At 64.8% G+C, this 26,747-nt stretch carries 29 protein-coding genes; 19 read left to right on the forward strand and 10 right to left on the reverse strand.

Going from position 1 to position 26,747, the window contains the following annotated elements:
* The first annotated feature begins 82 nt into the window (after positions 1–82).
* From ACVIN2_RS24575 to ACVIN2_RS24590, 4 genes are all read left to right on the forward strand, one after another.
* Positions 83–832 (forward strand): electron transfer flavoprotein subunit beta/FixA family protein, encoded by a 750-nt coding sequence (locus ACVIN2_RS24575; RefSeq protein ID WP_456767536.1) that lies wholly within the window; start codon positions 83–85, stop codon positions 830–832.
* The gene (locus ACVIN2_RS24580) at positions 832–1,776 is read left to right on the forward strand and encodes an electron transfer flavoprotein subunit alpha/FixB family protein (protein ID WP_007597340.1); all 945 of its coding nucleotides are present in this window, start codon (positions 832–834) and stop codon (positions 1,774–1,776) included. Before ACVIN2_RS24575 ends, ACVIN2_RS24580 begins: the two co-directional genes overlap by 1 nt.
* A gap of 193 nt (positions 1,777–1,969) precedes the next feature.
* Positions 1,970–2,851 (forward strand): 3-hydroxybutyryl-CoA dehydrogenase, encoded by an 882-nt coding sequence (locus ACVIN2_RS24585; RefSeq protein ID WP_456767537.1) that lies wholly within the window; start codon positions 1,970–1,972, stop codon positions 2,849–2,851.
* 147 nt (positions 2,852–2,998) lie between these two features.
* The gene (locus ACVIN2_RS24590) at positions 2,999–3,193 is read left to right on the forward strand and encodes a hypothetical protein (protein WP_354104436.1); all 195 of its coding nucleotides are present in this window, start codon (positions 2,999–3,001) and stop codon (positions 3,191–3,193) included.
* A gap of 9 nt (positions 3,194–3,202) precedes the next feature.
* Here the strand turns inward: ACVIN2_RS24590 and tlpA are convergent, their stop codons facing one another.
* Positions 3,203–3,892 carry a thiol:disulfide interchange protein TlpA gene (gene tlpA, locus ACVIN2_RS24595; protein WP_456767538.1) on the reverse strand — a complete coding sequence of 230 codons (690 nt, stop codon included), beginning with the start codon at positions 3,890–3,892 and terminating at the stop codon, positions 3,203–3,205.
* A gap of 106 nt (positions 3,893–3,998) precedes the next feature.
* Between tlpA and argH the strand changes: the two genes are divergently transcribed.
* The 3 genes from argH to lysA all read left to right on the forward strand — a co-directional run bounded on the left by argH (position 3,999) and on the right by lysA (position 7,070).
* Positions 3,999–5,396, forward strand: a complete 1,398-nt coding sequence (gene argH, locus ACVIN2_RS24600; RefSeq protein ID WP_456767539.1) for an argininosuccinate lyase — start codon at positions 3,999–4,001, stop codon at positions 5,394–5,396.
* Positions 5,397–5,490: 94 nt separating this feature from the next.
* Positions 5,491–5,781 (forward strand): LPS translocon maturation chaperone LptM, encoded by a 291-nt coding sequence (lptM, locus tag ACVIN2_RS24605; RefSeq protein WP_456767540.1) that lies wholly within the window; start codon positions 5,491–5,493, stop codon positions 5,779–5,781.
* A 23-nt stretch (positions 5,782–5,804) separates the two neighbouring features.
* Complete coding sequence (lysA, locus tag ACVIN2_RS24610) at positions 5,805–7,070, forward strand: diaminopimelate decarboxylase (protein ID WP_456767541.1); 1,266 nt, start codon at positions 5,805–5,807, stop codon at positions 7,068–7,070.
* Between the two features lie 57 nt (positions 7,071–7,127).
* On the opposite strand, the gene ACVIN2_RS24615 is transcribed toward lysA, so the two are convergent.
* On the reverse strand, positions 7,128–7,646 hold the full coding sequence (locus ACVIN2_RS24615; RefSeq protein ID WP_456767542.1) for an SRPBCC family protein: 519 nt from the start codon (positions 7,644–7,646) through the stop codon (positions 7,128–7,130).
* A 182-nt stretch (positions 7,647–7,828) separates the two neighbouring features.
* Between ACVIN2_RS24615 and ACVIN2_RS24620 the strand changes: the two genes are divergently transcribed.
* Both ACVIN2_RS24620 and ACVIN2_RS24625 read left to right on the forward strand, forming a co-directional pair.
* A complete protein-coding gene (locus ACVIN2_RS24620; protein ID WP_456767543.1) occupies positions 7,829–8,527 on the forward strand; it encodes a winged helix-turn-helix transcriptional regulator in 699 nt (232 codons plus the stop codon).
* Between the two features lie 134 nt (positions 8,528–8,661).
* On the forward strand, positions 8,662–8,988 hold the full coding sequence (locus tag ACVIN2_RS24625) for a DUF1330 domain-containing protein (protein ID WP_456767544.1): 327 nt from the start codon (positions 8,662–8,664) through the stop codon (positions 8,986–8,988).
* Between the two features lie 74 nt (positions 8,989–9,062).
* Here the strand turns inward: ACVIN2_RS24625 and ACVIN2_RS24630 are convergent, their stop codons facing one another.
* On the reverse strand, positions 9,063–9,959 hold the full coding sequence (locus tag ACVIN2_RS24630; RefSeq protein ID WP_456767545.1) for an NAD(P)-dependent oxidoreductase: 897 nt from the start codon (positions 9,957–9,959) through the stop codon (positions 9,063–9,065).
* A gap of 193 nt (positions 9,960–10,152) precedes the next feature.
* The gene (locus tag ACVIN2_RS24635) at positions 10,153–10,536 is read right to left on the reverse strand and encodes a carboxymuconolactone decarboxylase family protein (protein ID WP_007597318.1); all 384 of its coding nucleotides are present in this window, start codon (positions 10,534–10,536) and stop codon (positions 10,153–10,155) included.
* A gap of 177 nt (positions 10,537–10,713) precedes the next feature.
* Between ACVIN2_RS24635 and ACVIN2_RS24640 the strand changes: the two genes are divergently transcribed.
* Both ACVIN2_RS24640 and ACVIN2_RS24645 read left to right on the forward strand, forming a co-directional pair.
* Positions 10,714–12,660, forward strand: coding sequence for a TIGR02302 family protein (locus tag ACVIN2_RS24640; RefSeq protein ID WP_456767546.1), 1,947 nt, complete (start codon positions 10,714–10,716; stop codon positions 12,658–12,660).
* Positions 12,648–13,808 (forward strand): DUF4175 family protein, encoded by a 1,161-nt coding sequence (locus tag ACVIN2_RS24645; protein ID WP_007597314.1) that lies wholly within the window; start codon positions 12,648–12,650, stop codon positions 13,806–13,808. The genes ACVIN2_RS24640 and ACVIN2_RS24645 overlap by 13 nt, the downstream gene beginning before the upstream one ends.
* A 105-nt stretch (positions 13,809–13,913) precedes the next feature.
* On the opposite strand, the gene ACVIN2_RS24650 is transcribed toward ACVIN2_RS24645, so the two are convergent.
* The gene (locus ACVIN2_RS24650) at positions 13,914–14,288 is read right to left on the reverse strand and encodes a response regulator (protein WP_063994095.1); all 375 of its coding nucleotides are present in this window, start codon (positions 14,286–14,288) and stop codon (positions 13,914–13,916) included.
* Between the two features lie 59 nt (positions 14,289–14,347).
* The gene (locus tag ACVIN2_RS24655; protein WP_456767547.1) at positions 14,348–15,229 is read right to left on the reverse strand and encodes an MJ0042-type zinc finger domain-containing protein; all 882 of its coding nucleotides are present in this window, start codon (positions 15,227–15,229) and stop codon (positions 14,348–14,350) included.
* A gap of 191 nt (positions 15,230–15,420) precedes the next feature.
* Between ACVIN2_RS24655 and ftsE the strand changes: the two genes are divergently transcribed.
* The 4 genes from ftsE (at position 15,421) to ACVIN2_RS24675 (ending at position 18,819) form a co-directional block, all read left to right on the forward strand.
* Positions 15,421–16,080: a cell division ATP-binding protein FtsE gene (gene ftsE, locus ACVIN2_RS24660; protein WP_008135325.1), complete on the forward strand. Its 660-nt coding sequence runs from the start codon at positions 15,421–15,423 to the stop codon at positions 16,078–16,080.
* Positions 16,073–17,041, forward strand: a complete 969-nt coding sequence (locus ACVIN2_RS24665; protein WP_027514144.1) for a cell division protein FtsX — start codon at positions 16,073–16,075, stop codon at positions 17,039–17,041. Before ftsE ends, ACVIN2_RS24665 begins: the two co-directional genes overlap by 8 nt.
* Before the next feature lie 277 nt (positions 17,042–17,318).
* On the forward strand, positions 17,319–18,023 hold the full coding sequence (locus tag ACVIN2_RS24670) for a YdcF family protein (RefSeq protein WP_456767548.1): 705 nt from the start codon (positions 17,319–17,321) through the stop codon (positions 18,021–18,023).
* A gap of 22 nt (positions 18,024–18,045) precedes the next feature.
* A complete protein-coding gene (locus tag ACVIN2_RS24675; protein ID WP_456767549.1) occupies positions 18,046–18,819 on the forward strand; it encodes a lysophospholipid acyltransferase family protein in 774 nt (257 codons plus the stop codon).
* Here the strand turns inward: ACVIN2_RS24675 and ACVIN2_RS24680 are convergent.
* Positions 18,816–19,427, reverse strand: a complete 612-nt coding sequence (locus ACVIN2_RS24680) for a gamma-glutamylcyclotransferase (RefSeq protein ID WP_456767550.1) — start codon at positions 19,425–19,427, stop codon at positions 18,816–18,818. The genes ACVIN2_RS24675 and ACVIN2_RS24680 overlap by 4 nt on opposite strands.
* 110 nt (positions 19,428–19,537) lie before the next feature.
* Between ACVIN2_RS24680 and ACVIN2_RS24685 the strand changes: the two genes are divergently transcribed.
* From ACVIN2_RS24685 to ACVIN2_RS24695, 3 genes are all read left to right on the forward strand, one after another.
* Complete coding sequence (locus tag ACVIN2_RS24685) at positions 19,538–20,722, forward strand: DUF2125 domain-containing protein (RefSeq protein WP_456767551.1); 1,185 nt, start codon at positions 19,538–19,540, stop codon at positions 20,720–20,722.
* Between the two features lie 239 nt (positions 20,723–20,961).
* The gene (locus ACVIN2_RS24690; RefSeq protein ID WP_456767552.1) at positions 20,962–22,305 is read left to right on the forward strand and encodes a GDSL-type esterase/lipase family protein; all 1,344 of its coding nucleotides are present in this window, start codon (positions 20,962–20,964) and stop codon (positions 22,303–22,305) included.
* 188 nt (positions 22,306–22,493) lie between these two features.
* Positions 22,494–22,721, forward strand: a complete 228-nt coding sequence (locus ACVIN2_RS24695) for a hypothetical protein (RefSeq protein ID WP_456767553.1) — start codon at positions 22,494–22,496, stop codon at positions 22,719–22,721.
* Positions 22,722–22,811: 90 nt separating this feature from the next.
* Here the strand turns inward: ACVIN2_RS24695 and ACVIN2_RS24700 are convergent, their stop codons facing one another.
* A complete protein-coding gene (locus tag ACVIN2_RS24700) occupies positions 22,812–22,979 on the reverse strand; it encodes a hypothetical protein (RefSeq protein ID WP_456767554.1) in 168 nt (55 codons plus the stop codon).
* A 28-nt stretch (positions 22,980–23,007) separates the two neighbouring features.
* Between ACVIN2_RS24700 and ACVIN2_RS24705 the strand changes: the two genes are divergently transcribed.
* Entirely contained in the window at positions 23,008–24,576 is a 1,569-nt protein-coding gene (locus tag ACVIN2_RS24705; RefSeq protein WP_456767555.1) for a hypothetical protein, read from the forward strand.
* A gap of 114 nt (positions 24,577–24,690) precedes the next feature.
* Here ACVIN2_RS24705 and ACVIN2_RS24710 read toward each other — a convergent pair whose 3' ends face one another.
* Together ACVIN2_RS24710 and hisC are read right to left on the reverse strand one after the other, a co-directional pair.
* A complete protein-coding gene (locus tag ACVIN2_RS24710; protein ID WP_456767556.1) occupies positions 24,691–25,626 on the reverse strand; it encodes a prephenate/arogenate dehydrogenase family protein in 936 nt (311 codons plus the stop codon).
* Entirely contained in the window at positions 25,623–26,717 is a 1,095-nt protein-coding gene (gene hisC / locus ACVIN2_RS24715; RefSeq protein ID WP_085350823.1) for a histidinol-phosphate transaminase, read from the reverse strand. The genes ACVIN2_RS24710 and hisC overlap by 4 nt, the downstream gene beginning before the upstream one ends.
* Positions 26,718–26,747 lie beyond the last annotated feature (30 nt).

The raw sequence follows: 26,747 nt of genomic DNA on the forward strand, positions 1-26,747 counted from the left end.
CGCGCGTTGACCGGGCCGGATCAGGCCTTTAGGTTCCGCGCCAGTTGATAAACCCCCTCCCAGATTGAGTGAAAGAGGATCGATGAAGGTCTTGGTGCCGGTAAAGCGGGTGGTCGATTACAACGTCAAGGTCCGCGTCAAGAGCGATGGATCGGGCGTTGAACTCGCCAACGTCAAAATGTCGATGAACCCGTTCGACGAAATCGCGGTCGAAGAAGCGCTGCGCCTGAAGGAAGCCGGCAAGGCGACCGAAGTCGTGGTGGTCTCCATCGGACCGGCGCAGGCGTCGGAAACGATCCGCACCGGTCTCGCCATGGGCGCCGATAGCGGCATCCTGGTGAAGGCCGAGGGCGCGGTCGAGCCGCTCGCGGTCGCCAAGATCCTGAAGAAGATTGCTGACGAAGAGCAGCCGGGCCTGATCATTCTCGGCAAGCAGGCGATCGACGACGACAGCAATCAGACCGGCCAGATGCTGGCCGCGCTGCTCGGCTGGTCGCAGGCGACCTTCGCCTCGAAGCTCGAGGTCGAAGGCAGCGACTTCAAGGTCACCCGCGAAGTCGACGGCGGCCTGCAGACCGTGAAGCTGAAGGGACCGGCGATCGTCACCACCGATCTCCGTCTCAACGAGCCGCGCTATGCCTCGCTGCCTAACATCATGAAGGCCAAAAAGAAGCCGATCGCGGACAAGACCGCCGCCGATTACGGCGTCGATCTCACCGCGCGCCTCGAGGTTCTCAAGACGACGGAGCCGGCGGGCCGCAAGGCGGGCGTCAAGGTCAAGGACGTCGCCGAGCTGGTGTCGAAACTCAAGAACGAAGCCGGGGTGCTCTGATGACGACGCTTCTGATTGCCGAACACGACAATGCGTCGCTCAAGGATGCGACCAACAAGGCCCTGACCGCAGCGGCCGCGCTCGGCGCGGACGTCGAGGTTCTGGTGGCCGGCGAGAATGCCAAGGCCGCGGCGGACGCGGCCGCAAAGCTTGCCGGTGTGAAGAAGGTGCTGCTCGCCGACGGCGCGCTTTACGCGCACGATCTGGCCGAGCCACTGGCCGCGCTGATCGTCTCGCTGGCTCCCGGCTACGACGCCATCGTCGCGCCCGCGACCTCGCGCTTCAAGAACGTGATGCCGCGCGTCGCGGCCCTGCTCGACGTCATGCAGGTCTCGGAAATCACCAAGGTGGTCGCCCCCGACACCTATGAGCGTCCGATCTACGCCGGCAACGCCATCCAAACGGTGAAGTCGAAGGACGCCAAGAAGGTCATCACGGTGCGCACCTCCACCTTTGCCGCAGCGGGCGAAGGCGGCAGCGCGTCGGTCGAGAGCGTCGCGGCGGCGGCCGATCCGGGCCTGTCGTCCTTTGTCGGCGAGGAAGTCGCCAAGAGCGACCGTCCCGAACTGACCTCGGCCAAGATCATCGTCTCCGGAGGCCGCGCCATGCAGAGCCGCGAGAACTTCGCAAAGTACATCGAGCCGCTCGCCGACAAGCTCGGCGCCGGCGTCGGCGCTTCGCGCGCGGCGGTGGATGCGGGCTATGCGCCGAACGACTGGCAGGTCGGCCAGACCGGCAAGGTCGTAGCCCCCGAGCTCTATGTTGCGGTCGGCATTTCCGGCGCGATTCAGCATCTGGCCGGCATGAAGGACTCCAAGGTGATCGTCGCGATCAACAAGGACGAGGACGCGCCGATCTTCCAGGTTGCCGATTACGGCCTGGTCGCCGACCTCTACCAGGCGGTTCCGGAGCTGACGGCCGAACTCGGCAAGCTCGGCAAGTAAAACGCGCTAAAACACCGGCCGGAGCTATAAACTCCGGCCGGTGTTGCTTTTTGAGGCGTTTTCTTCGGCGCGGGACACGCGTTCGAAGCGATCCAATCTAGGTTTCGAGGCCGGGTTCTGATTAAATCAGACCTCCCGGCTCAGGGGGATAGGCAGGCGCGGTTGATAGCGCGCCGTTCCGGTGGATGACATTATGGCGGCAGTAATCAAGAAGGTCGGCGTGATCGGCGCGGGGCAGATGGGCAATGGCATCGCGCATGTCGCTGCGTTGGCCGGCTTCGACGTGGTGCTCAACGACATTTCGACCGACCGCCTCAAGTCAGGCATGGCCACGATCAACGGCAATTTGGCGCGCCAGGTCTCCAAGAAGGCCGTCAGCGAGGACGACAAAGCCAAGGCGATGGCGCGTATCGTGGCCGGCGAAAAGCTGGACGATCTCGCGGACTGCGATCTCGTGATCGAGACCGCGGTCGAGAAGGAAGAGGTCAAGCGCAAGATCTTCCACGATCTCTGCGCCGTGTTGAAGCCGGAGGCGATCGTTGCCTCCGATACCTCCTCGATCTCGATCACGCGGCTCGCCGCCGCCACCGACCGGCCCGAACGCTTCATCGGCATTCACTTCATGAATCCGGTGCCGCTGATGGAGCTGGTGGAGCTGATCCGCGGCATCGCCACCGACGACCAGACCTTCGAGGCGTCAAAGGAATTCGTCGGCAAGCTCGGCAAACAGGTCGCGGTCTCCGAGGATTTTCCGGCCTTCATCGTCAACCGCATCCTGCTGCCGATGATCAACGAGGCGATTTACACGCTGTACGAAGGCGTGGGCAACGTCGAGGCGATCGACGCGGCGATGAAGCTCGGCGCGCACCATCCGATGGGCCCGCTGGAGCTCGCCGATTTCATCGGCCTCGATACCTGCCTGTCGATCATGCAGGTGCTGCATGAAGGTCTCGCCGATTCCAAGTACCGCCCGTGCCCGCTGCTGGTCAAATACGTCGAGGCGGGCTGGCTCGGTCGCAAGACCCAGCGCGGTTTCTACGACTACCGCGGCGCCAAGCCGGTTCCGACGAGATAAGGCGGTCTCGCGCCCCGGCTCTGCGTCGCGTCATTGCATGGCGCGCCGCGTCCGGAACACGGACAAAGCCCACCTAGGCGTTTCGTGGCAATTCATGTCCCGTTAACCGCTCGCGTCTAGGTTACGCGCGGTACGAGGGTTTGCGTAATGGACATGATGGCGATGGTCAGCAGCATGCTGGCCTCTCAGCAAGGCGCGCTGCAGTCGAATATCTCGGCGACGCTGATGAAGCAGAACGCGGATGCGGAGAAATCCACCGTCCTGACGTTGCTCGGCGCCGGACAGCCCTCGCTCGCCAATGTCGGCGCCGGCGTCGGCGGCAACCTCAACGTCACCGCCTAACATCACCGCTTAGAACGACGCGGCGGCTTTGCCCGTCGCAGCCCGGATCAGCTTGAGCGCATCTTCGCTCGCCCATTCCGCCGGCCCCGCGATCGTCGCGATCTCGCAGCCTTGGGGATCGACCAGCACCGAGGTGGGCATGCCCAAGGCTCGGCCTATCGCCTTAAGGTCTTGAAAAACCTTGGCTTTCTGATCGTTGAAATAGCCGAGCCTGATAAGATTGGCTTCTTTCAGGAACGTCTTGGGCTTCTCGGGGTCGCGGGTGTCGATATTGATCGCCACCACCTCGAAATTCGGGCCCGAAAGCTTGCCCTGGAGCTCGTCCAGCGCCGGCATTTCCTTGCGGCAGGGCACGCACCAGGTGGCCCAGAGGTTCACCAGCAGCGTCTTGCCGCGGAAATCCGACAGCTTCTTCGGCCTGCCGTCGGCGTCCTCGAAGGCCAGGTCCGGCAGCTTTAGCGGTGCGGTCGCCATGGTCAGCGCCGCCACCTCGCCATGGGCGAGCGGGCCGATCTTCTGCGCCGTGTTCACCGCCGCCCGGCAGGCGGGATCGCCGGATGGGGCCCGGCCCAGGCCCAGCCCGTACAGCGCGGCAAAGCCAGCCAGGCCCCCGACCACCACAGTGGCGATGACGACGGGGATGCGGCGCGTGGCCGACCGCGCTGTCCTTTGTTCGAGCCTATCGTTGGGGTCGAGCATATCGTTTGTCATCCGGTCGCAGATATGGCTATCAGAGGCCTCTTAATACGGCTGGCAGCCGTCAGCAAACGTGTGGCGGCGACAGGCAAGGCGTGAGCAGGGGATCATGAGCAACAAGATGTGGGGCGGCCGGTTCTCGGAACGTCCCGACGAGATCATGGAAGAGATCAACGTCTCCATCGACGTCGATCGGCACCTCTTTGCCCAGGACATTGCCGCGTCCAAGGCCCACGCCGCGATGCTGGCCGCACAGGGCATCATCACGGCCTCTGATGCGAAAAATATCGGCAAGGGTCTAGACACGATTTTGTCAGAGATCGGCAAGGGCACCTTCGAATTCAAGCGCGCGCTCGAGGACATTCACATGAATGTCGAGAGCCGCCTGTCCGAGCTGATCGGCCCCGCCGCCGGCCGCCTGCACACGGCGCGCTCGCGCAACGACCAGGTCGCGACCGATTTCCGTCTCTACGTCCGCGATGTCCTCGATGAGACCGACGCCTCGCTCGCCGCGTTCCAGCAGGCGCTGGTCGAGCGCGCGCTGGAGCATGCCGGGACGGTCATGCCCGGCTTCACGCACCTGCAGACCGCGCAGCCGGTGACCTTCGGCCACCATCTGCTTGCCTATGTCGAGATGGCCGCGCGCGATCGCGGCCGTTTCCAGGACGCGCGCAAGCGGCTGAACGAATCCCCGCTCGGAGCTGCAGCGCTCGCCGGTACCTCGTTCCCGATCGATCGTCACGCCACGGCGAAGGCGCTCGGTTTCGATCGTCCGATGGCCAACTCGCTCGATGCGGTCTCCGATCGCGACTTCGTGCTGGAGACGCTGTCGACGGCCTCGATCTGCGCCGTGCACATGTCGCGCTTCGCCGAGGAGATCGTGATCTGGACCTCCCCGCTGGTCGGCATGATCCGCCTCAGCGACAAGTTCACCACGGGATCCTCGATCATGCCGCAGAAGCGCAATCCTGACGCCGCCGAGCTGGTTCGCGCCAAGACCGGCCGCGTGATCGGCGCGCTCAATGGGTTGCTGATCGTGATGAAGGGCCTGCCGCTCGCCTATCAAAAGGACATGCAGGAGGACAAGCAGGGCGCGATGGAAGGCTTCGCCGCGCTGTCGCTCGCGATCCGCGCCATGACCGGCATGGTCCGGGATCTCGTGCCTGATGAAGCGAAGATGAAGCTTGCTGCAGGCGAGGGCTACGCCACCGCGACCGATCTTGCCGACTGGCTGGTGCGGACGTTAAAGATGCCGTTCCGCCAGGCCCATCACGTCACCGGCCGCATCGTCGCGAAAGCCGCCGAGGGCGGCGTGGCGCTGCACGAACTCCCGCTCAAGGAGATGCAGGCAATCGAAGCGAAGATCACGAAAGACGTGCTCGGCGTGCTCTCGGTCGAATCGTCGGTGAAGAGCCGGACCAGCTTCGGCGGCACCGCGCCGAAGAACGTGGCATCGCAGGCCAAGGGCTGGCTGAAGCGGCTGGAAAAAGAGCGAAAATTGGGCTGAGGGGCAAAATTTCGCTTATGTTTCATGGTCATCCGGGTCTCGCCAGAGCGCGCCAAGCTCTGTATGGTGCGCCGCGCGTAGTGGGGATTTCGTCGTGACGTCAAAGTTTCGCCCGGCCAGCTCGGGGTGGGCCATCATTGTCTTGAGCCTGACGGCGCTCGCGCTTGCCGGCTGTGGCCGCAAGGGCCCGCTGGATCTGCCGCCGACCGCTTCGAGCGCGTCCACAGCCAACGTCGCACCGCCGACCGACACCGAGGCCGAAGCCCAGAGGACGCCGAGCGTGTTCAATCCCACCTATGGCGCGGACGCCGCACCGGCGGCGACCAAGGGCAAAAAGAGACCGTTCATCCTCGACCCGCTCCTGGACGAAAGACCCAGCCGATAGGCTGGGGCAACTGAGCCAACGCCATGAACCATTTTGACTATCGCAACGGCGTGCTGCACGCCGAGGCGGTGAATCTGTCCGAGCTGGCTGCAACCGTCGGTACGCCGTTCTATTGCTATTCGACCGCGACGCTCGAGCGGCACTATCGCGTTTTCACCGACGCCTTCGCCGGCGAGAAGGTGCTGGTCTGCTACGCCATGAAGGCGAATTCCAACCAGTCGGTGCTGCGCACGTTGGCCAGGCTCGGGGCCGGCGCGGACGTGGTCTCCGGCGGCGAATTGAAGCGCGCGCTGGCGGCCGGCATTCCCGCAAACAAAATATTGTTCTCTGGCGTCGGCAAGACGGAAGACGAGCTGCGCGCCGCGCTGGCCGCCGACATCCTCTGCCTCAACGTCGAATCCGAGCCGGAGCTCGAGCTGCTGTCGCGCGTTGCGACCGAGACGGGCAAGACCGCGCGGATCTCGATCCGCGTCAATCCCGACGTCGATGCCGGGACGCACGCAAAGATCTCGACCGGCAAGTCCGAGAACAAGTTCGGCATCCCGATCGCGCATGCCCGCGAGGTCTATGCCCGCGCTGCGAAGCTGCCGGGCATCGAGGTCACAGGCACCGACGTGCATATCGGCAGCCAGATCACCGACCTCTCCAAGATGGAGATCGCGTTCCGCATCCTCTCCGAATTCGTGCAGACGCTGCGTGCCGACGGCCACAACATCTCGCATGTGGATTTCGGTGGTGGCCTCGGCATTCCCTATTACATGGACCGCGAAGCGCCGCCGGCGCCCGACGCCTATGCCGCGATGGTCAAGCGCGTCAGCCACAATCTCGGCTGCACGCTGATGTTCGAGCCGGGCCGCATGATCGTCGGCAATGCCGGCATCCTGGTCGCCAAGGTGATCTATGTGAAGCACGGTGACGGCAAGAATTTCGTCATCATCGACGCCGCCATGAACGATCTGATCCGCCCGACGCTGTACGAGGCTCATCACGACATTCTGCCGGTGACGCAGCCGGCGAAGGGAGCCGCGACCATCATGGCCGACGTCGTCGGCCCGGTCTGCGAGACCGGCGACTACCTCGCACTCGATCGCACCCTGCCGACGCCGAAGCCCGGCGACCTCATCGCCATCATGACCGCCGGCGCCTATGGCGCAGTGCAGGCCGGCACCTACAATACGAGACCGCTGGTGCCCGAGGTGCTGGTGAAGGGCGACCAGTACGCCGTCGTGCGTCCGCGCATCGAGGTCGAGCAACTGATCGCGATGGATACGCCGGCGCCGTGGCTGTGAGGCTGTGATTGTCCACGATGAGCGCAGCTACCGCTGCGCCCATCGCTGCATTGACCCCTACTTCTTGAACCGGTCCTTGATCGCGGCGAGGCCGGAATCATAGACGCCGCCGAGGGCATCGACCGCTTCCTTCTCCCGCCCCGGGTCGGGCGTGTAGATGCCGGTCCATGTCACCACCGACGCGCCTTCACCCTTTGCCGTGACCTTGATGGTCGACTTGTACTGGCTCACCGGCAGTGGGCTCGACAGGAACGCGTAGGAATAGCTGTAGTCTTTGTCGTTCCGCGCAATCTGCGTCTCCACGAACGAAGCCTTGCCGTCCCTGGTGACGAGCGTCCGGGTTGGCGGCGACTTGCCGTCCACAATGCACTGCCCCACCGGCGGCAGCCAATCCTTGATCGCGCAGAACGGCCCGATGACGGACCACACCTCGGCCGCAGCACTGCTGACCTCGATGCTCCTCGTCAGATTGGCTGCGGACGCCGGCATGACGCCGACCCCCAGGCCGAGGGTGCAAATCGCGGCGCTGCCAACCGAAACGAGCAATCTGGAAGCCGTTGAATCGTATTTCTTCATGGTAATCTCCTGTGTCCGGCGGGCCGCGATTGCGGCGGCCGGCTTGCCAATGCCGGTCGAATAGACGCTCACCACGGTCCGCGGCCAGTTCAGAGAATGAATCGCTGCTGATACAGAAACTGAACTAGGAAGCCGCGCGCCGCGGCCCTAAGGTTGCGCCTTCGCTTGTCACGGAGGCCCGCATGACCATCGGCAGCTACAGGCAGTTCTGTCCGGTCGCGATGGCGGCCGAGATATTATGCACGCGCTGGACCGTCGTGCTGCTACGTGAACTCATTGCCGGCTCGACGCGCTTCAACGAGCTGCGCCGCGGCGTTCCGCGGATGTCGCCTGCCTTGCTCTCGCAACGTCTAAAGGAGCTCGAAGCCGCCGGCATCGTTACGCGCCGGGCGTCGGCTTCCGAGCGCGGTATCACCGAATATCTGCTGACCACAGCCGGACGCGAACTCGGCCCAATCGTGGAGGCGTTCGGCATCTGGGGCCAGCGCCGCATCGAGTCGGATCTGTCGCTTCAGCATCTCGATGTCCAGCTGTTGATGTGGGACATGCGGCGGAATTTGAACACCACGCCGATGCCGACTCGCCGCAGTGTGCTGCAGTTCGCCTATCCGGAATTGCCTTCGACGCAGCGATTGTGGTGGCTGATCGTCGATCCCGACGACAGTGTCGACCTCTGCTCGATTGATCCCGGTTTCGACGTCGACCTTTACGCGTCGGTTGATCTGCGCACCATGACGGCGATCTGGATGGGACTCGATACCGTGCGCGCGGCCGTCGCAAGCCGGCGGATGCTGCTCACCGGCGACCGGCAGCTTGCCGCAGCCATGCAAAGCTGGCTGGGCCTCAGCCCGTTCGCCAAGGAACGCAAGCTGGCGAGCTGATCCAGGGCGGCGCAATTCAGTATTTGTATCGCCCCGCTACAGTTCCCGTACTGGCGAGCCCGCGCCGTGTTCTGGCACCCAAGTGATGCCCGCCTGTATCAACGCGGAGCTGAACTCGAGCCAGGAGACACGACATGACAGCGTATCTGATCGCGGACATCAAAGTGACTGACGGAAAGTGGGTGCCGGACTACGCCGCGTCCGTCCACGAGCTGGTGCACAAGCATGGCGGCAAGTATCTTTCCCGCAGCGGCAATGTGAAAACCCTTGAAGGTGCCCCTCTCGACACCTCGCTGATCGCGATCATGTCGTTTCCAACGGCGAATGCAGCAGAGTCCTTCGTCGCTGATCCCGCCTACGGCCGCTTCGCGGCAGCGCGCAGGGGCGGCAGCGAGAGCCGCTTCCAGTTGATCGACGATACCGACTTGGCCGGCACGATCCCCTATCTCGCCAAGGCTTGAACTGCGTCTTCGTCAGATCGATCCAAGGAGGACAGCGCAGCGCCGGTTGTCGGCGCTGCGTTCTCGTGTTGGCGCTAGCTGGGTGGCCTGCCGCCAACCACGACGCCCGCCTTCTTCTCGATCGGCTTGATCGCCGCGGTGAAATCGGACTCGGCGCCTTCCGCGCTGATGACCGTCTCCCACAACCGGCCGACCGCATCCGCGACTTCCATCGACAGGCCGAGCTGCTTCATCTCCTCCAGCGCCAGCCGCACGTCCTTCACCATCAGTCCCGTGGCGAAGCCGAAGTCGAAGCTGCGCGGCAGCACCGAGCGCGGAAACTTGTCGCGGCTCGCGGTGTTCATGCCGGAGCCGGCATTGATGACGTCGATCATCACGGCGGGATCGAGCCCGGCTTTGACGCCCATCACCACCGCTTCCGAGGTCGCCACGATCGCGGTGGCCGACAAGAAGTTGTTGGCGAGCTTCATGGTCTGCGCCGCGCCGGGCTTCTCGCCGATGAAGAACACTTTCCCGATGATGTCGAGCGCGGGCTTGAGCAGCTCGAACTCGGTCTTCGGCCCCGAGACCATCACCGCCAGCGTGCCCTTCTCCGCGCCGCCGACGCCGCCGGAGACGGGGCAGTCGATCTGCACGATGTCATGCTTGGCGAGCAGGCCGTGAATCCTCACCGCCATCGCTGAGCCGACCGTGGAGAGATCGATGAAGCGCTTTATGCGGCTTCCCTCGATCACGCCGTTCGGCCCCGTCGCAACCGCGAGCGAAGCCTGCAGCGAAGGCAGGCTCGCCATGACCGTCTCGACCTGGTCGGCGACCTCTTTCGGCGACGTCGCCGCAGTGGCGCCGCGCGCCACCAACTTGTCGACGACCTCCTGGCGCATGTCGAACACGACGAGCCGGTTGCCGGCCTCGATCAGCCGCCGCGCCATCGGGAAACCCATGTTTCCGAGGCCGATGAATCCGATGTCCATGGTGTTTCCTTGTGTTCTTCGTTGTTGGCGAGCGGTGCGCCCCTGCATTCGGCGTCGTCCCGGCGATCTCTGTTTGGCGGATAGCGCACGTACCGATCAAGGTCAGGTAACGTATAGTCATCGCCAAAGGGCTGCCTGTGGTTATGGGTCCCGGCCTTCGCCGGGACGACGTGGGAGAGAGCGTTAGTCTAGCTCACGCCTTGCCGTCGATCTCCGCGAACACCTCGCGTGCGATCCGAAAACTGTCGACCGCGGCCGGCATGCCGCCATAGATTGCGACCTGCATCAGGATCTCGCGGATCTCGTCGCGGCTGACGCCGTTGGTGAGTGCGCCCTTCAGATGCGCGCGGAATTCGTGCTGCCGATTGAGAATCGCGATCATCGCGATGTTGAGCATGCTGCGCGTCTTGCGCGGCAGCTCCTCGCGGCCCCACACTGTGCCCCAGCAATATTCGTTGAGCATCTCCTGGAACGGACGGTTGAAATCGTCGACGGTCTTCAGGGCGTTGTTGACATAGGCCTCGCCCAGCACCGCTTTGCGAACTTCCAGGCCCTTGTCGTGCATCTTCTTGTCCATGGCGTTTCCTTTGCTTCGCTTGCGGTTTTCTTGGCTGGCGGCGCGGAAATTACGGGGTTGCGGCGGGCCAGTCACGTCCTCGTGTTATGCGGGAAAAGGGGTGTCTCCCGTACAGGAACGGATGCCTCAGTGCTGCCGTTGTGGTACGCTTCTCTACCGGGCAACCTGGAGAGTTGATTGAACGGCGTCACCCCCGACCCGTCAGACCCGATCCGCGATGGCGACGCTCTGTCGCGGCTGAAGCTGGCGCAAGCCCTGCAGCGGGCCACTTATGCCATCGCGTGGGAGCGTGCCTGGCCGAATTTGGCGCGGCTTCTCACCGTCGTCGGTCTGTTCCTTGTGGTGTCCTGGGCCGGCCTCTGGCTGGCGCTGCCCTTCATTGCCCGCGCCATCGGGCTCGTGGTTTTCGCGGGCATCGCGATTGCCGTCCTGTTCCCGTTGAGTCGCTTTCGCTGGCCGAGCCGCGAGGAGGCGCTGGCCCGGCTCGATCGCGGCTCCGGCATCCGTCATCGGCCGGCTACCACGCTGACGGACACGCTGAGCTCGCAGGACCCGGTTGCGCAGGCATTGTGGCGGGCACAGCGTGAGCGCACGCTGGCTTCGATCAAGCGCATCCGCGCCGGTCTGCCGAAGCCCCGGCTCGCTCTGCATGATCCCTGGGCGCTGCGCGCGCTGGTCATGGTGATGCTGGTTGCGACCTTCTTCGCCGCTGGCGACGAGCGTGCGATGCGGCTCGGGGCCGCCTTCCACTGGAACGGCGTGCTGGCGCCGGCGAATGTTCGCGTCGATGCCTGGGTCACGCCACCGCTCTACACCGGCAAGCCGCCGGTCATCCTGTCGGCCGCGAACAAGGAGGCCGCCGCGCTGCCGGCCAGCGGCCCGCTCGCCGTTCCCGCAGGCTCGACCCTGATCGTTCGCTCCTCCGGCGGCAGCCTTGATGTTGTCGTCTCCGGCGGCCTCAAGGAAGTCGCGCCCACCGAAGCCGCGCCCAAGGGTACCAACGAGAAGCATTTTGCCATCGGCGGCGACGGCACCGCGCATGTCCGCGCACCCTCCGGCCAGCCGCAATGGGCGTTTGCGGCAACGCCGGACCGCGCGCCGACGATCGCGCTGGCCAAGGATCCCGAGCGCCAGGCCCGTGGCGGACTCCAGCTCACTTACAAGGTCGAGGACGATTACGGCGTCACCGGCGCCGATGCGCAAATCGGCCTGCGTCCCGTCGATGCCAAGGATGGCGTCAAGGATGGCAGCAAGGAGGCCGATACCAAGGCCGCCGCGCGGCCGCTATTCCAGCCGCCGCAATTCCCCCTCGTGCTGCCGAATGCGCGCACCCGCAACGGCGTCGGCCAGACGGTGAAGGACCTCAGCGAGGATCCCTATGCCGGCGCCGACGTCACGCTGACCCTCACCGCCAAGGACGAGGCCGGCAACGAGGCCAGGAGCGAGCCCTTCAACATGCGCCTGCCCGAGCGGCTGTTCACCAACTCGCTCGCGCGCGCGCTGGTCGAGCAGCGCCGCATCCTCGCGCTCGACGCCAACAAGAATTCGGATGTCTACGCCGCGCTCGACGCGCTGATGATCGCACCCGAATTGTTCACGCCGGATGCGGGCTGCTATCTCGGCCTGCGCAGCCTGGCGCTGCAGCTGGAAGCCGCCCGCACCGACGACGCGATGCGCGATGTGGTGAAAAGCATGTGGGCGTTCGCGGTCACCATCGAGGACGACGGTGTCGCCGGCAGCGTCAACGCCGCGCTGCGCTCGGCCCAGGATGCGCTCAAGCGGGCGCTGGAACGCGGCGCCAGCGAGGACGAGATCAAGGCGCTGACGCAAAAGCTTCGCGAGGCGATGGCCGGCAAGGTGCGCGATCTCGCCCGGCGCGCCGAGCAGAATCCGCTTGGGCCCCGGCAGCCTTTCCCGGCAGAGGTTCAGCTCATCCTCGACAAGTCCGTCGAGCTGAAACAAAAGACCCAGAACGCCACGCCCGAGCAGCTCGAAGAGCTGGCGAAGCAGCAGGACGCGTTGCGCGAGCAGCTTCAGGCCTATCGCAAGTCGGCGAACAACCGGGCGAAGCCGGGCAACGACGGTGCCAACCAGTCGACGCGAGACCGTAAATGCGGAAGCTAGCACGCGTGCCAGTCTTGAAGGCGATCTCGATCGCCTGCCTCGCCTTCCTGTTGGGAGGCGTCTCGCCCGTGGCTGCCCAGCAGGATCAGGATGTCGATGCCCTGCTCGATGGCGCTGAAAAGGCGATGCAGGATTCCGGCGACAGCCTCAGGCAGAAGGAATCCGGCAAGAGCCTGAACAATCAATCCGATGCAATTCAGAAGCTCGAGGACTACAAGCGCGCGACGGAAAAGAGCCAATCCTCCAATCGCGATCGTTCCGTCATCACGCAGCGCGACCTCGACGAATTGCTGAAGCAAATCGAGAAGGCGGCGCGCGAAGGCAATAAAGAAGCGGCCCAGCGCATGCTGGAGCAGCTCGCGCAGATCATGGAAAATCTCCAGATGGCGCAGCCCGGGCAATCCGGCGACAGCGACATGGAGCAGGCGCTCAACGAGCTCAGCGACATGATCCGCAAGCAGCAGCAATTGCGCGACAAGACTTTCAAGCAGGGCCAGGATTCCCGGCGTGAGCGCTCGCGCGGCAAGCAGCAGGGCGACCAGTCGATGTCGGACCTCCAGCAGGATCAGCAGTCGCTGCGCGACCGGCTGAAGAAGCTGCAGGACGAGCTTGCCAAGCGCGGCCTCACGCAGAAGGGGCAAAAAGGCCAGAAGAGTCAGGGCCAGAAGGGGCAAAAGGGTCAGCAGGGCGAGCAGGGACAGCCGGGCCAGGATGGCGATCAGGACGGCGACCAGGGCGATGACGACGGCAGTCTGGACGCTGCCGACGGGGCCATGGGCGATGCCGGCTCGCAGCTCGGCGAAGGCAATTCGGACGGTGCCGTGGACGCGCAAGGGAAAGCGCTCGAGGCCTTGCGCAAGGGCGCGCAGAAGATGGCCGAGGCGATGCAGCAGGGCGATGGCGACGGACAGGGCGATGGTCCCGGCAACCGGCCCGGCCGCCAGCAGAGCGGCGGCAATCAGACCGATCCGCTCGGTCGCCCCCTTCACGGCCGCGATCTGAGCGACGACTACACGGTCAAGATCCCCGGCGAGATCGACGCCCAGCGCGTCCGCCGCATCCTCGAGGAGCTCCGCCGCCGCTTGGGGGACAGCTCGCGGCCGCAGATCGAGCTCGACTATATCGAGCGGCTGCTGAAGGATTTTTGAGGCTGACGCAGCTCTCGTAGCCCGGATGAGCGAAGCGATATCCGGGGCCGCCGGTCCCGCATGTCGCTGCGCTCATGCGGGCTACAAGCTACGAACCCGACGCCGCTACCCCTTCTTCGCCGCCAGCGCATCCGCCACCGCCGTGCGAATGTCGGCGACCGAGAACGGCTTGGTCACGACGTCATGCACCAGCGCATTGAGGTTCGAGGCGCGCTCGCGCTGGTCGGCAAAGCCGGTCATCAACAGAATGGTCAAATCGGGGAAGTCGCGTGCGACGGAAAGCGCCAGCGCGATGCCGTCCATCACCGGCATCTGGATGTCGGTGAGCAGCAGGTCGAACCCGCCGTCCGCGCGCGTGAGGATCTCCAGCGCCTCGGCGCCGTCCTGCGCGGTGACGATTTCGTGCCCGTCCATGGCGATGGCACGCGCCACCAGCTGGCGCATCGAATCCTCGTCGTCGGCGATCAGGATCTTGGACATGAGACAAACCTTGGGATCAATCTCGCGACCAACTTTGCCCGCGAGACCTGCGAAATCGATTATACGCTGCCGCCGGCGATGTCGCGCCGGTTGAAGAAGCGAACGTCGATATTGCGGCCCTCCGGCGGCGGCGAGGCCAGGCGCGAGCGGAAGAAGGCGCGCTCGCCGGGCTGTAGCACGGTCTGTTCCAGAACCGCGTTCCAGGCGTAGATTTCCGCGCCTTGCGCGTCGCGCACCGCGAAGCGCAACCGGGGAATGTCGAGCGGCTTCTTGCCTTGGCCTACGATCACGCCCTCGATCACCAGCACCTGCTTACCGTCCACGGTCTCGCTGGAGAGCTTGACGTCCTTGAAGGCCAGTGCGCGCAGGTTAACTTCAAGGCCGACCATCCGGTAGAAGGCGGCCGTCTGCGGCAGCAGCCGCACCATGTCACCGCGCCAGATCACCAGCGCCAGCACCAGCGCGCCCATGGCGGCGCAGGCGGTCGGCAGGCCGAAATGGGATTTTCGCGGGGCCGCCGTGGCCACCGGGCGGCGCACTCGCGCGCCGCGGCGACTGCCGAACAGGCCACGGAACCAGGATTGGTGCTGCTCGCCGACGACTTCCTCCTCGACGGACCGGGCGGCCGCGGACCATTCGTCCTCGGTGTCGCTGGTTTCCTGGTCCGGCCAGTCGCTGGCGATCGAGGGGCTGTCAACGACAGGCGCGTCAGCGGCGCCGTCGTCCTGGGCATAGGAGTTCCACTGCTCGGCGAGATCGGACTGGTCGTCGGCCCGGCTGGCCGCGGCCATGGCCGGGACAGATGCCTCCTCAATGGCATCCTCGGCATGGGCAACCCAGGTTTCCTTGCAACGGGAACAGCGCACGGTCCGTCCGTTCGTCCCCAGGCTCGCGGGCTTGATGGCGTAGGATGTCGTACAATGGGGGCAGACGATATGCATGGACGAGCCTTGATGCATGGCCAAGTCGTGACGGCGACACGGTCGCGGAGAACCGAGCGGGAAAGATGCTACCAATTATGCTACAGGACGACCGTTAACGAACCGGAAACCATAACGGCCGCAAAACCCGCTGATCGCGTGTGGCGGAGCACAGCCGTGCGGCCCGCGGCCTCTCTCGAACGGAGCTGAGCTTGGTTCGGTTCGAAAATGTCGGATTGCGTTACGGCCTGGGGCCCGAGGTCCTGCGCGACCTCAACTTCCAGATTCCGGCGCATTCCTTCCAGTTTCTCACCGGCCCGTCCGGCGCCGGCAAGACCTCATTGCTGCGCCTGTTGTTCCTGTCGCATCGCCCGACGCGGGGGCTTGTCAATTTGTTCGGTCACGACATCTCGCAGCTCGGCAAGGACGAGATCGCAGACTTGCGCAAGCGCATCGGCATCGTGCTCCAGGATTTCCGCCTGCTCGACCACATGACGACCTATGAGAACGTCGCGCTACCATTCCGCGTCATGGGTCGCAGCGAATCGAGCTACCGCAAGGAGGTCATCGATCTCCTGAAATGGGTCGGGCTCGGCGAACGCATGGACGCGCTGCCGCCGATCCTGTCTGGCGGCGAGAAGCAGCGCGCGGCGATCGCGCGCGCCGTGATCTCCCGGCCGCAGCTGCTGCTGGCCGACGAGCCGACCGGCAGCGTCGATCCGACGCTCGGCCGCCGCCTGCTGCGGCTATTCATCGAGCTCAACAAGTCAGGTACCGCCGTCATTATCGCCACCCACGATATCGCCCTGATGGACCAGTACGAGGCGCGACGCTTCGTGCTGCACCAGGGACGGCTGCACGTCTATGAGTAGGCCTGACGAGCGCGGCGTGCTGGTCGATCTCGGGCAGGAGGGGCCGCCGCTTCCGGCCCGGGCACGCAACATGTCGCCGATCGTGCCGCGCGCCTCGATCCACGGCCGCGCGCTCGTCGCCGTCGTCGCCATCATGACCTTCCTGGCGTCGATGACGACCGGCACGGTGCTGCTTGTGAGCGCCTCCGCCGCGGAATGGCAGTCGGATGTCGCGAGCGAAATCACCATCCAGGTCCGCCCGCAGACGGGCCGCGATCTCGAGCGTGACACCGCGGCGGTGACCGAGGCCATGCGCGCGCAAGCCGGCATCGTCGAGGTCAAGCCGTTCACGAAGGACGAGAGCGGCAAGCTGCTCGAGCCCTGGCTCGGCACCGGGCTGTCGATGGACGATCTGCCGGTGCCGCGCATGATCATCGCGCGCGTGCAACCCGGCACGGCGCTCGATCTCGGCGCTCTGCGGGCCCGCGTGACCCAGGTGGCGCCAAGCGCCAGCGTCGACGATCACCGCGCATGGATCGAGCGCATGCGCTCGATGACCAACGCCACCGTGCTCGCCGGCCTCGGCATCCTCGCGCTCGTCATCGTCGCCACCATCATCTCGGTATCGTTCGCGACCCGGGGCGCCATGGCGGCCAACCGTCCGATCGTCGAGGTGCTGCATTTCGTCGGCGCCGGCGACCGCTATATCGCCAACCGCTTCCTGCGGCATTTCCTCAGGCTGGGGCTGGAGGGCGGCGTGATCGGCGGCGGCGCCGCCATGCTGGTGTTCGGCTTCTCGGAGTCGATTGCAGGCTGGTTTTCCGGCACCCCCGTCGGCGACCAGTTCGCCGCGTTGCTCGGCACCTTCTCGCTGCGGCCGTCCGGCTACATCGTGCTCGCGGTGCAGGCCGTGCTGATCGGCGCCATCACCGCGGTCGCCTCGCGCCAGACGCTGTTCGCGACGCTGAATGATGTCGATTGAGATGGTTTTCTTCCTTCTCCCCTTGTGGGAGAAGGTGGCGCGAAGCGCCGGATGAGGGGTTCTATCCACGTGCACGAACGTCGAGGCGAGTTCGCGGAGACATACCCCTCACCCGTCTCGCCGCTATCGCGGCGAGCCACCCTCTCCCACAAGGGGAGAGGGGAAATCTGGTTCGCGGCCCCAGTGCTTCGCCACATAGTTTGAGGCTGACAAACCGGACTCCACTTCGCCTCAAAACGTCCTAAAATCATCTCTGGGAAGGGATCACCGACATCACATGACCGCGCCGACCGACGATCGATCGCCGAAACTGCCGCGCGGCTGGCTGCGCGCGGCAGTGATGTCGACGATTGCGCTCGCCTTCGTCGGCGCGGCGGCGGGCTTCATCGCGTTTCTGTCGCAATTGCGCGGCGCCGAGATCGCGCCGGACCGCAAGGCGGACGGCATCGTGGTGCTGACGGGCGGCTCCTCGCGGGTGTCGGATGCGATGGAGCTGCTCGCTGCCGGTTACGGCAGGAGGCTCCTGATCTCCGGCGTGCACCCGACCTCGACGGCGAGCGACATCTCCCGGACGTTGCCGGAGAACCAGTCCTTCATGCGTTGCTGCGTCGATCTCGACCGCACGGCGGTCTCGACCCGCGGCAATGCCGCGGAAGCGCGGCACTGGGCCGCGGGACGCGGCTTCAAATCGCTGATCGTCGTCACCTCGAATTATCACATGCCGCGCGCGCTGGTGGAATTCTCGCATGCGATGCCGGAGACGACACTGATCCCGTTCGTGGTGGTCGGCGACAAATGGCGCGAGGAGCCGTGGTGGACCTCGGCGTCCACCTTGCGGCTGCTGCTATCGGAATATGTCAAGTACATCGCGGCCGAGCTCAGGGTGCGGCTGGAGGATTTCGGGATTGACCTTTCGCCCGAGATGTCGGAGCAGCCTCCCGGGCTTCAATCGAAGCGGCCCGCCACCGCACAGGCCAACTGATCGGCAATTGATCGGATCCTCGATGTTCTTGATTTTCCTGCGATCGCTCGTGTTCAACGTGCTGTTCTATACCGTGCTGGTGTGCCTTGCGATCGTGGCACTGCCGACCTTCGCATTGCCGCCGCGCGCCATGCTCACGGTCGCGCAATGGTGGGCGAAAGCGACGCTGTTCCTGATGCGGGCCGTCTGCAACATCAAGGTGGAATTCCGCGGCCTCGACAAGATCCCGACGGGACCATTGGTCGTCGTGGCGAAGCACCAGTCGTTCTGGGAGACGTTCGTCTTGCCGGGCTTCTTCGACCGTCCGATTTTCATCCTCAAGCGTCAGCTCATGCAGATCCCGGTGTTCGGTCAATTCCTGGTCAAGACCGGGATGATCGCGATCGACCGCAATGCCGGCGTCAAGGCGCTGCTGGACATGACGCGGCGGGCTCGTGAGGCGGTGCGCAGCGGCGGGCAGCTCGTGATCTTTCCCGAAGGCACGCGCCGCGCCCCGGGCGCGCCACCGGACTACAAGAGCGGCTTCGCGCAGATCTATTCGTCCTGCGGCGCGCAGTGCCTGCCGATCGCGCTGAATTCCGGCCTGTTCTGGCCGCGCCGCACCTTCATGCGCTATCCCGGCACGCTGGTGGTGGAATTTCTCGATCCGCTGCCGCCAGGCTTACCCAAGGACGAGTATCTCTCCCGTGTGCAAACGGCGATCGAAGACGCGACCGGCCGCCTTGTCGAAGCCGGCCGCAAAGAGCAGGAGCAGCTGATCGGCTCGGCGCCGAGCTATGCGCCGTTGGAGAACTAGCGGTTTTCGCGATCGTCCACTGGAGCCGGGGCGTGCGGAGAATGCGCATCACCATGCAGCATCATGGCAAGCTGATGCAGCGGCGCATCGCGAAAACCTTCGGCCTCGATCGCCTTCACCGTCGCGGTCACGTAGTCGCGATTGGCGCCGGACTGGCCGTGGCCCTGGAGCACGTGGCGATGCTGGTCGGTGAGCGACAGCCGGCCGGCATATTGCACATGGCCGCGGTCGACGACATAGGCGAGCGCGGAGACGCGCTGCCGCGCGTCGTTCTCCAGCCACACCGAGCGCATGACCTCGCGATAGACCGACGTCACCTGCTCGCGCGCGCGCAAATAGGCGACGACGTCGGCGCGGTCCTTTTCGGCGACGCGGAAGGCGATGCCGCGACAGGCGCCGCCGCGGTCGAGGCCGAGCACCAGACCCGGCTTTTCCGGCGTGCCACGGTGGACGAAGGAATAGACGCAGAGCGCGCGATGCTCGCCGACCAGCCGCGCCGGGACACGCTCCTCGAATTCGAAGCCCGGCCGCCACATCAGCGAGCCGTAGCCGAACACCCAGAGGTCGCCCTTGGCAGTGGTGACGGAGGGGAGAGTGATTTCCGACATTTCGGGCACGGCTACCAGAACCGCGCCCCCAAGCGAAGCGAATTCTCCGCCTTTCGGAGCAAGCCAACCTCGCTTACATTTGACAAAATCAGGGGTCAAAGGGTCGCCGCATGTCCGATATGACCGTTGCCGCACGCCGGCGCTCCCGCTGGGGCCTTTTTATCGCCCCTGTCATCCTCCTGATCCTCGCGGTGGCGTGGAGCTGCTTCTGGTTCTATGCCGCGTCGCAGGCCGAAATCGCCGCCGATGCCTGGCGCGCGCAGGAGGCCAAATCCGGCCGCGTCTATGATTGCGCCAAACGCTCGATCGCGGGCTTCCCCTTCCGCTTCGAGGTCCAGTGTTCGGGCGCCAGCGTCGCCCTGGTGTCGCAGAATGCCAGCAAGACGCCGTTCACGGCGAAGCTCGACAACATCCTGGTCGTCGCCCAGGTCTACGACCCCAAGCGCGTCATCGCCGAATTCACCGCACCCGCGACGCTCACTGACGGCGTGACGCAAAGCACCTTCGTGGTGAACTGGAGCAAGGGTCGCAGCAGCGTGGTCGGCCTGCCCGCCGTGCCGGAGCGCGCCTCGATCGTGTTCGAGGAGCCGACCGTCAATCGTGTCGACGGCAGTGTGCAGGTGCCGCTCGCGCGCGCGAAACAGGTCGAGCTGCATGGACGCCTCGCGGATGGATCGCCGTCCGATCATCCCGTGATCGAGACCGTGCTCCAGATCGCGCAGGGCAGTATCCAGGGCGTTCATCCGCTGCTCGCCGAGCCGTTCGAGGCCGACACGCGAGCGAAGATCACCGGACTGTCCGACCTCACGCCAAAGCCGTGGCCGCAGCGCTTCCGCGAGATCCAGGCCGCCGGCGGCCATATCGAGATCGTGCAGTCCCGGATCCAGCAGGGCGAGATGATCGCGGTTGCAGCCGGCACGCTCGGGCTCTCGGCCAACGGTCGTCTCGACGGCGAATTGCAGATGACAGTGACGGGTCTCGAGCGCGTGATCCCCGCGCTCGGCATCGAGAAGATGCTGGAGGAGGGGGTGCCGCAGGCAACTCTCGACCGCGTCGCGCCCGGCGTGAAGTCGCAGGACCTGAACAATCTGTTCGGTGCGCTCGACCGCGCCGTTCCCGGCCTCGGCAAGGTCATTAAGCAGAACGCCAATGCCGGCGTTGCCGCCGGCATCAATTCGATCGGCACCGAGAGCACGCTGGAAGGCAAGAAGGCCCGCAGCTTCCCGCTGAAGTTCGCCGATGGCGCCGTGCTGCTCGGCCCGGTCAAGGTCGGCCAGATCCCGCCGTTGTATTAAGCCGTGAATTCATAATCTGCCGGGCGGACAGCTTGGTCCGCCTGATGCGTTCGAAGCTGTGAACAGATGGCGTCCGAAGCGCTTCTTGTTGGCGCCGGTGACGCAACCTGTGGGGTCGTCTCCGGCGTCGGGCGAGGAGTGTGTCAGTTGCGGCTGGACAGGTAGCGTTCTGCCGCCCTATTGAAGGCCAACTGACGGCTCTAAAGTCGCGCCCAAATTATCTGGGGTTCGGGGGAATAATGCACGCATTGAATTGTCTCGTCGCAGCATCGCTGCTCGTCGCCTCGCTTCAGACCGCAACCGCCAAAGATAGCGAACATTGGGTGGTGTCCTGGACGGGCGCGGTTCAGGGCCCATATCCTGTCGGCAATCCGTCTGCCCAGCCCGAACAGAAATTCGCGTTTCCCGACCCTGCGGCCGGTGCGCGGGACCAGACCTTTCGCCTGATCGTTCGGCCGGATATTTGGGGCCGTCAGGCCCGCATCCGGCTCAGCAACGCCTTCGGCACCAAACCCGTCACGTTTGACGGCGTTTACGTCGGCCTGCAATCGGGCAGTGCCGCGTTGATCCGCGGCTCCAACACTCCCATTACGTTCGCCGGCACGGCTTCCGTTACGGTGTCACCGGGGAATTCGGTCTGGAGCGATGCGATCGCGCTGCCGTTTGCAAAGCGGCCCGATGACCTCGCCGGCCGCCGGCTTGCGGTCAGTTTTCATGTCGCCGGCCAGAGCGGTCCGATGACCTGGCACGCCAAAGCGCTGACCACTTCCTATGTCAGTGCGCCGGGCGCCGGCGCGAGGGGCGCGCTCGAAGACGAGGCTTCCTTCCCCTATGCGACTGCGTCGTGGTTCTTTCTCGATGCGATCGAGATGACTGCGCCTGCCGATGCCTTCGCCATCATGGCGTTTGGGGATTCGATTACCGACGGGACCGCCTCAACCATGAATGGCGACGATCGCTGGCCCAACGTGCTGTCCCGTCGTCTGAAGGCGGTCTACGGCAACAAGGTCGCCGTCGTGAATGGCGGCATCGGTGGCAACCAAATCGCAGGTCCCGCCGAATATGGTCCCGACAAACCGTACGCGGGCGGCCCCGCTTCGGGTCAGCGGCTCGAGCGCGACGTGCTGTCGCTGTCCGGCATATCGAGCCTGATCTGGCTGGAGGGCATCAACGATTTCAGCAAGAACGGCAATTTTACCGCCGACCAGGTCATCGCCGCGATGAAGGACGGCGTCGCGAAACTACGTGCGAAATGGCCGCAAGCCCGGATCATCGGCGCCACCGTCGTTTCGGCACTGGGCAGCACCAGCGCGGCCCATGGTTTTCCCGAGCAGGATGACAAGCGCAAGGCGCTCAACGAATTCATCCGTAGCTCGGGGACATTCGACGGTGTGATCGATTTTGATCGGGCGACGCTCGATCCGGCTTCGGGTGGCCTCAAGCCGGAGTTCGTTCCCGAAAGCACGACTGGCGGCGCCGGCGACAAGCTTCATCCCAACCGCACCGGATATCTGGCGATGGGACAGGCCATCGACCTCGATCTGTTCAAGCCGGGAAAGTTTTTTCGCAGCGCGAAGCAGTAGGATGAATTCAGAGTCGCCTCTCTCCATTCATCGCCCTCAGCTGTCGTAACTCCATGTGGGTTGTGAGCTGAACTCACGGCCGCTTCGCCGGATCGTGATGACCCGCCGGGAATGCGGAGCCGCAAACTCCGCTCTCTCTCCATGTCGGCCGCACGATGATGCGGTCCGCTCAGGCAGGAGAGATAATCATGATGAAGTCCAAACTGTTCGTTGCCGTCGTCGCCATCTCGGCCGCGATCGCGACGCCCGCCTTCGCGCAGTGGCAATGGCAGTCGCAGGAGCCGGCCGCATACGCCTCGATGTATCCGAACGGTGATCGCAACATCTCGAATCCCACGACGCGGGAGACGATGGCATTCGTCCCCTCGCCGAAATCACCGCGCCCAACGGTGATGCGCGCGACCAAGGGCAAATAGCCGCCATCCACCACTTGCCCGTCGTGAACTGGGCCCGGTCATGTCCCGGCCGGGCCCAATGCGCGTTGCCTTGAAAGTTGCCTTGGACAATCACGACAATCGCGCGTGCGGATCGGCAGCCAACGAAAATATTCCGAACAGGATCGTCAGGAAAAAGTGATGCAGAAGATGCCCGGCGCCGCGAATAACCGCAGCCGCATTCAAATCACTCCACACCAGGGAAGCATGCATGCGCCGGAGACGGCGCGCGGAATCCAATCCGCTTCCCAAATGGAGGAAGCTTCAAGTGCGGATCATCAATTGCGGGCTGATGCTGGGCATTCTCGCTGTCTGTTCAGGGCAGGCGCGTGCCGACGACAATGTCACAACCGAAATCCAGTCGCTGAAGGCGAAACTGAAGGAGCTCCAGCAGCGCGTGGACTCCGAGGCGCGCAAGACGCGACAGGTTGAAGCGCAGGCGAAAACCGTTCAGTTACCTGCAAGCTATAAGGCGCTCGCCGCCGATCCATGTGCGGCCGGCAAGGTCTGCTACAAGGGCGTGACGCTGACATTCGGTGGCTGGGTCGATCTCACCGGCATCTACCGCTCACGGAATCTCGCCTCCGATACCGGCTCGGTCTACAACTTCATCCCCTATCAGCAGAGCCGCAACTTCAACATCCCGGAAACGCGCTTCTCCGCGCGCCAGAGCAGGTTCTCGGTCTTGGCGGAAGGCAATGCCGATGCCGACACGCACCTCGCGGGTTATGGCGAGATCGATTTCGAAGGTGCGGCTCAGACGGCGAGCTCGGTTGCGACCAACTCGTTCAATCCGCGCATGCGGCAGCTTAGCCTGGAACTGGACCGCAGCGATCTCGGTCTTCACTTCCTTGCCGGGCAATCCTGGTCGCTCAACGCGCCGACCAAGTCCGGCATCGATCCTCGTGGCGTCGACGCGCCCGGCGTGATCGACTTCGAATCCGTTCCGGGATTTCTTGCGGCACGGCAGCCCGGGCTGCGCGTCTGGCAGGACATCGGACCGGAGTTCAAGCTGGCTGCCTCGGTCGAGAATGCCCAGACAGCGTTCTTCGGCGGCAACGTCCCGGCCGTCGGCACACCCGCCATCGGACCACAGGGCGTGCTGAACCCGAACCTTCAGGTCAACCTGACCGGTCCCGGCGGCAGCTTCTTCAACAACCTCAACAATGTCAGTCTGAATCAGGTGCCCGACGTCACCGTCAAGGCAGCCTGGGACCCAAGGCTTGGGCCCAATAAGTTGCATGTCGAGGCGTGGGCGCTCTACCGCCAGCTGTTCGACCGCTTCAACAACGCCAATCACACCTATGACACCGCAAGCTTCGGCGGTCACATCTTCGCCGAGCTGATTCCGAAAACCCTCGATCTTCAGCTCTATGGCTCGCACGGCGTGCTCGGCCGCTTCACGGCAACGCCGTTCCCCGATGCGGCAGTGGCGCAGGACGGCACCATCCTCCCGCTGACGATCACGGCGGCCGCCGTCGGCCTGATCTGGCACGCGACGCCGAGCCTCGATGTCTATTCCTATGCGGGCTTGGAAAAAGCCAAGGCGAATTTCGCCAATGTTGGAACGGTGCCCTTCGGCTACGGCAATCCGCTCTACAACAACACCGGCTGCTTGACCGAGAACTCGGCAGCCGCGACCTGCAACGGCAACACCAGGGAGGTCCGGCAGATCACGGCCGGGATCTACGACACCGTCTACCAGGGCAATTTCGGTACGCTCAAAGCCGGCCTGCAGTATTCCTACACCCAGCGGGTCGCGTTCGCCGGCGTCGGCGGCGCTCCGAGGACGGACGACAACGTCGTCATGACGCAGATCCGCTACTATCCGTTCTAGTCACGGAGCGACGCAGGCTCGTAGCCTGGATGGAGCGAAGCGCAATCCGGGAATCTTGCCTCAAGCGACGGAGGTCCCGGATTACGCTTGCGCTCCATCCGGGCTACTTCAGCGCTACGGCTTTTTCAGCGCCGCGTGCGGCCGGCCGAAGTCGGGCGCGGCCGAGTCCTGGCCGATCTCGACAATGCCGCGGCGGATGGCGCGGGTGCGGGTGAAGTGGTCGAACAGCGCTTCGCCGTCGCCGCGGCGGATTGCGCGGGTGAGCTTTGCCAGATCCTCGGTGAAGGTGCCGAGCATCTCCAGCACGGCTTCCTTGTTGGCGAGGAAGACGTCGCGCCACATCGTCGGATCGGATGCCGCGATGCGGGTGAAGTCGCGAAAGCCGCCGGCGGAGAACTTGATGACCTCGGACTCCGTCACCTGCGCCAGCTCGTCGGCGGTGCCGACGATGGTGTAGGCGATCAGATGCGGCAGATGGCTGGTGATCGCGAGCACGAGATCATGATGATCCGGCGTCATGATTTCGACCTTGGCGCCCATAGCGGCCCAGAACGCGCGCAGGCGATCGGTGGCAGCCGCATCGACGCCCTCCGGCGGGGTGAGGATGCACCAGCGGTTGATGAAGAGCTCGGCGAAGCCGGAGTCCGGGCCCGAGTGCTCGGTGCCTGCGACGGGATGCGCCGGCACGAAATGGATGCCTTTCGGCAGATGCGGCGCCATATCCCTGACGATGGCGCCCTTGACCGAGCCGACGTCGGAGATGATCGCGCCGGGCTTGAGATGCGCGGCGATTTCCTGCGCCACCGGCCCGCAAGCGCCGACGGGAATGCAGAGGATGACGAGATCGGCATCCTTCACGGCTTCCGCATTGGTCGCCACGACCTGATCGACGATGCCGAGCTCCATCACGCGTGCGCGCGTCTTCTCCGAGCGCGCAGTGGTGACGATCTCGGAAGCCAGGCCCTGGAGCTTCGCAGCGCGCGCGATCGAGCCGCCGATCAGGCCGAAGCCGATCAGCGCGACGCGCTGGAAGTGCGCCGTCGCGCTCATCGTCCGGCCATGAAGTCGCGCAGGCCCTCGACGACGAGGCGGTTGGCCTCCTCGGTGCCGATGGTCATGCGCAGCGAATGCGGCAGGCCGTAGTTCTTCAAGCCGCGCAGCACCAGCCCGCGCTTGGTGAGGAAGGCGTCGGCTGCGTCCGAGGTCTTGCCCTCGGTCGGGAAGTGGATCAGCACGAAATTGGCGACGCTCGGCGTCACCTTCAGCCCGAGCTTGCCGATCTCCTCGGCGAGCCAGTTGCGCCAGGTCTCGGTGAACTGCTTCGACATCGCCTGATGCGCAGTGTCCTCGATCGCGGCAACGGCGGCGTACATCGCCGGCGTCGACACGTTGAAGGGACCGCGGATGCGGTTGACCGCGTCGATGATGTGCTCGGGGCCGAACATCCAGCCGATGCGCAGCGCGGCGAGGCCGTGGATCTTGGAGAAGGTGTGGGTCACGACCGTGTTCTCGGTGGTCGCCACCAGCTCGATCCCCATCTCGTAATCGTTGCGCGAGACGTAGTCGCAATAGGCTGCGTCCAGCACTAGCAGCACGTGCGAGGGCAGGCCGGCGCGCAGGCGCTTGACCTCGTCGAACGGCACGTAGGTTCCGGTCGGGTTGTTGGGGTTGGCGAGCCAGACCAGCTTCGTCTTCGGCGTCACCGCCTTGAGGATAGCGTCGACATCGCAGGTGAGGTTCTTCTCGGCCGCGATGACATTCTTCGCGCCGACCGCCATGGTTGCGATCGGGTAGACCAGGAAGCCGTGCGTGGTCGAGATCGCCTCGTCACCGTGGCTGAGATAGGTGTGGGCGAGCAGATTGAGGATCTCGTCCGAGCCGGCGCCGCAGATGATGCGGTTGGGGTCGAGCCCGAAGGTGCGCCCGATCGCTTCGCGCAGCACGCGCGAGGTTCCTTCCGGATAGTCTTCCAGATGATCCGCTACCTGCTTGAACGCCTCGATTGCCTTCGGCGAAGGCCCGAACGGCGTCTCGTTGGCCGAGAGCTTGAACACCTTGCGGCCGGGCTCTGCCACCGGAGTCTTGCCGGGCGTGTAGGGCGCAATATCGAGAATGCCGGGATTCGGCACGGGGCGGGACATCTTCAACTCCGGACTGGCTTAAGCGGTTCG

This window comes from Bradyrhizobium sp. USDA 3650, from assembly GCF_054057395.1.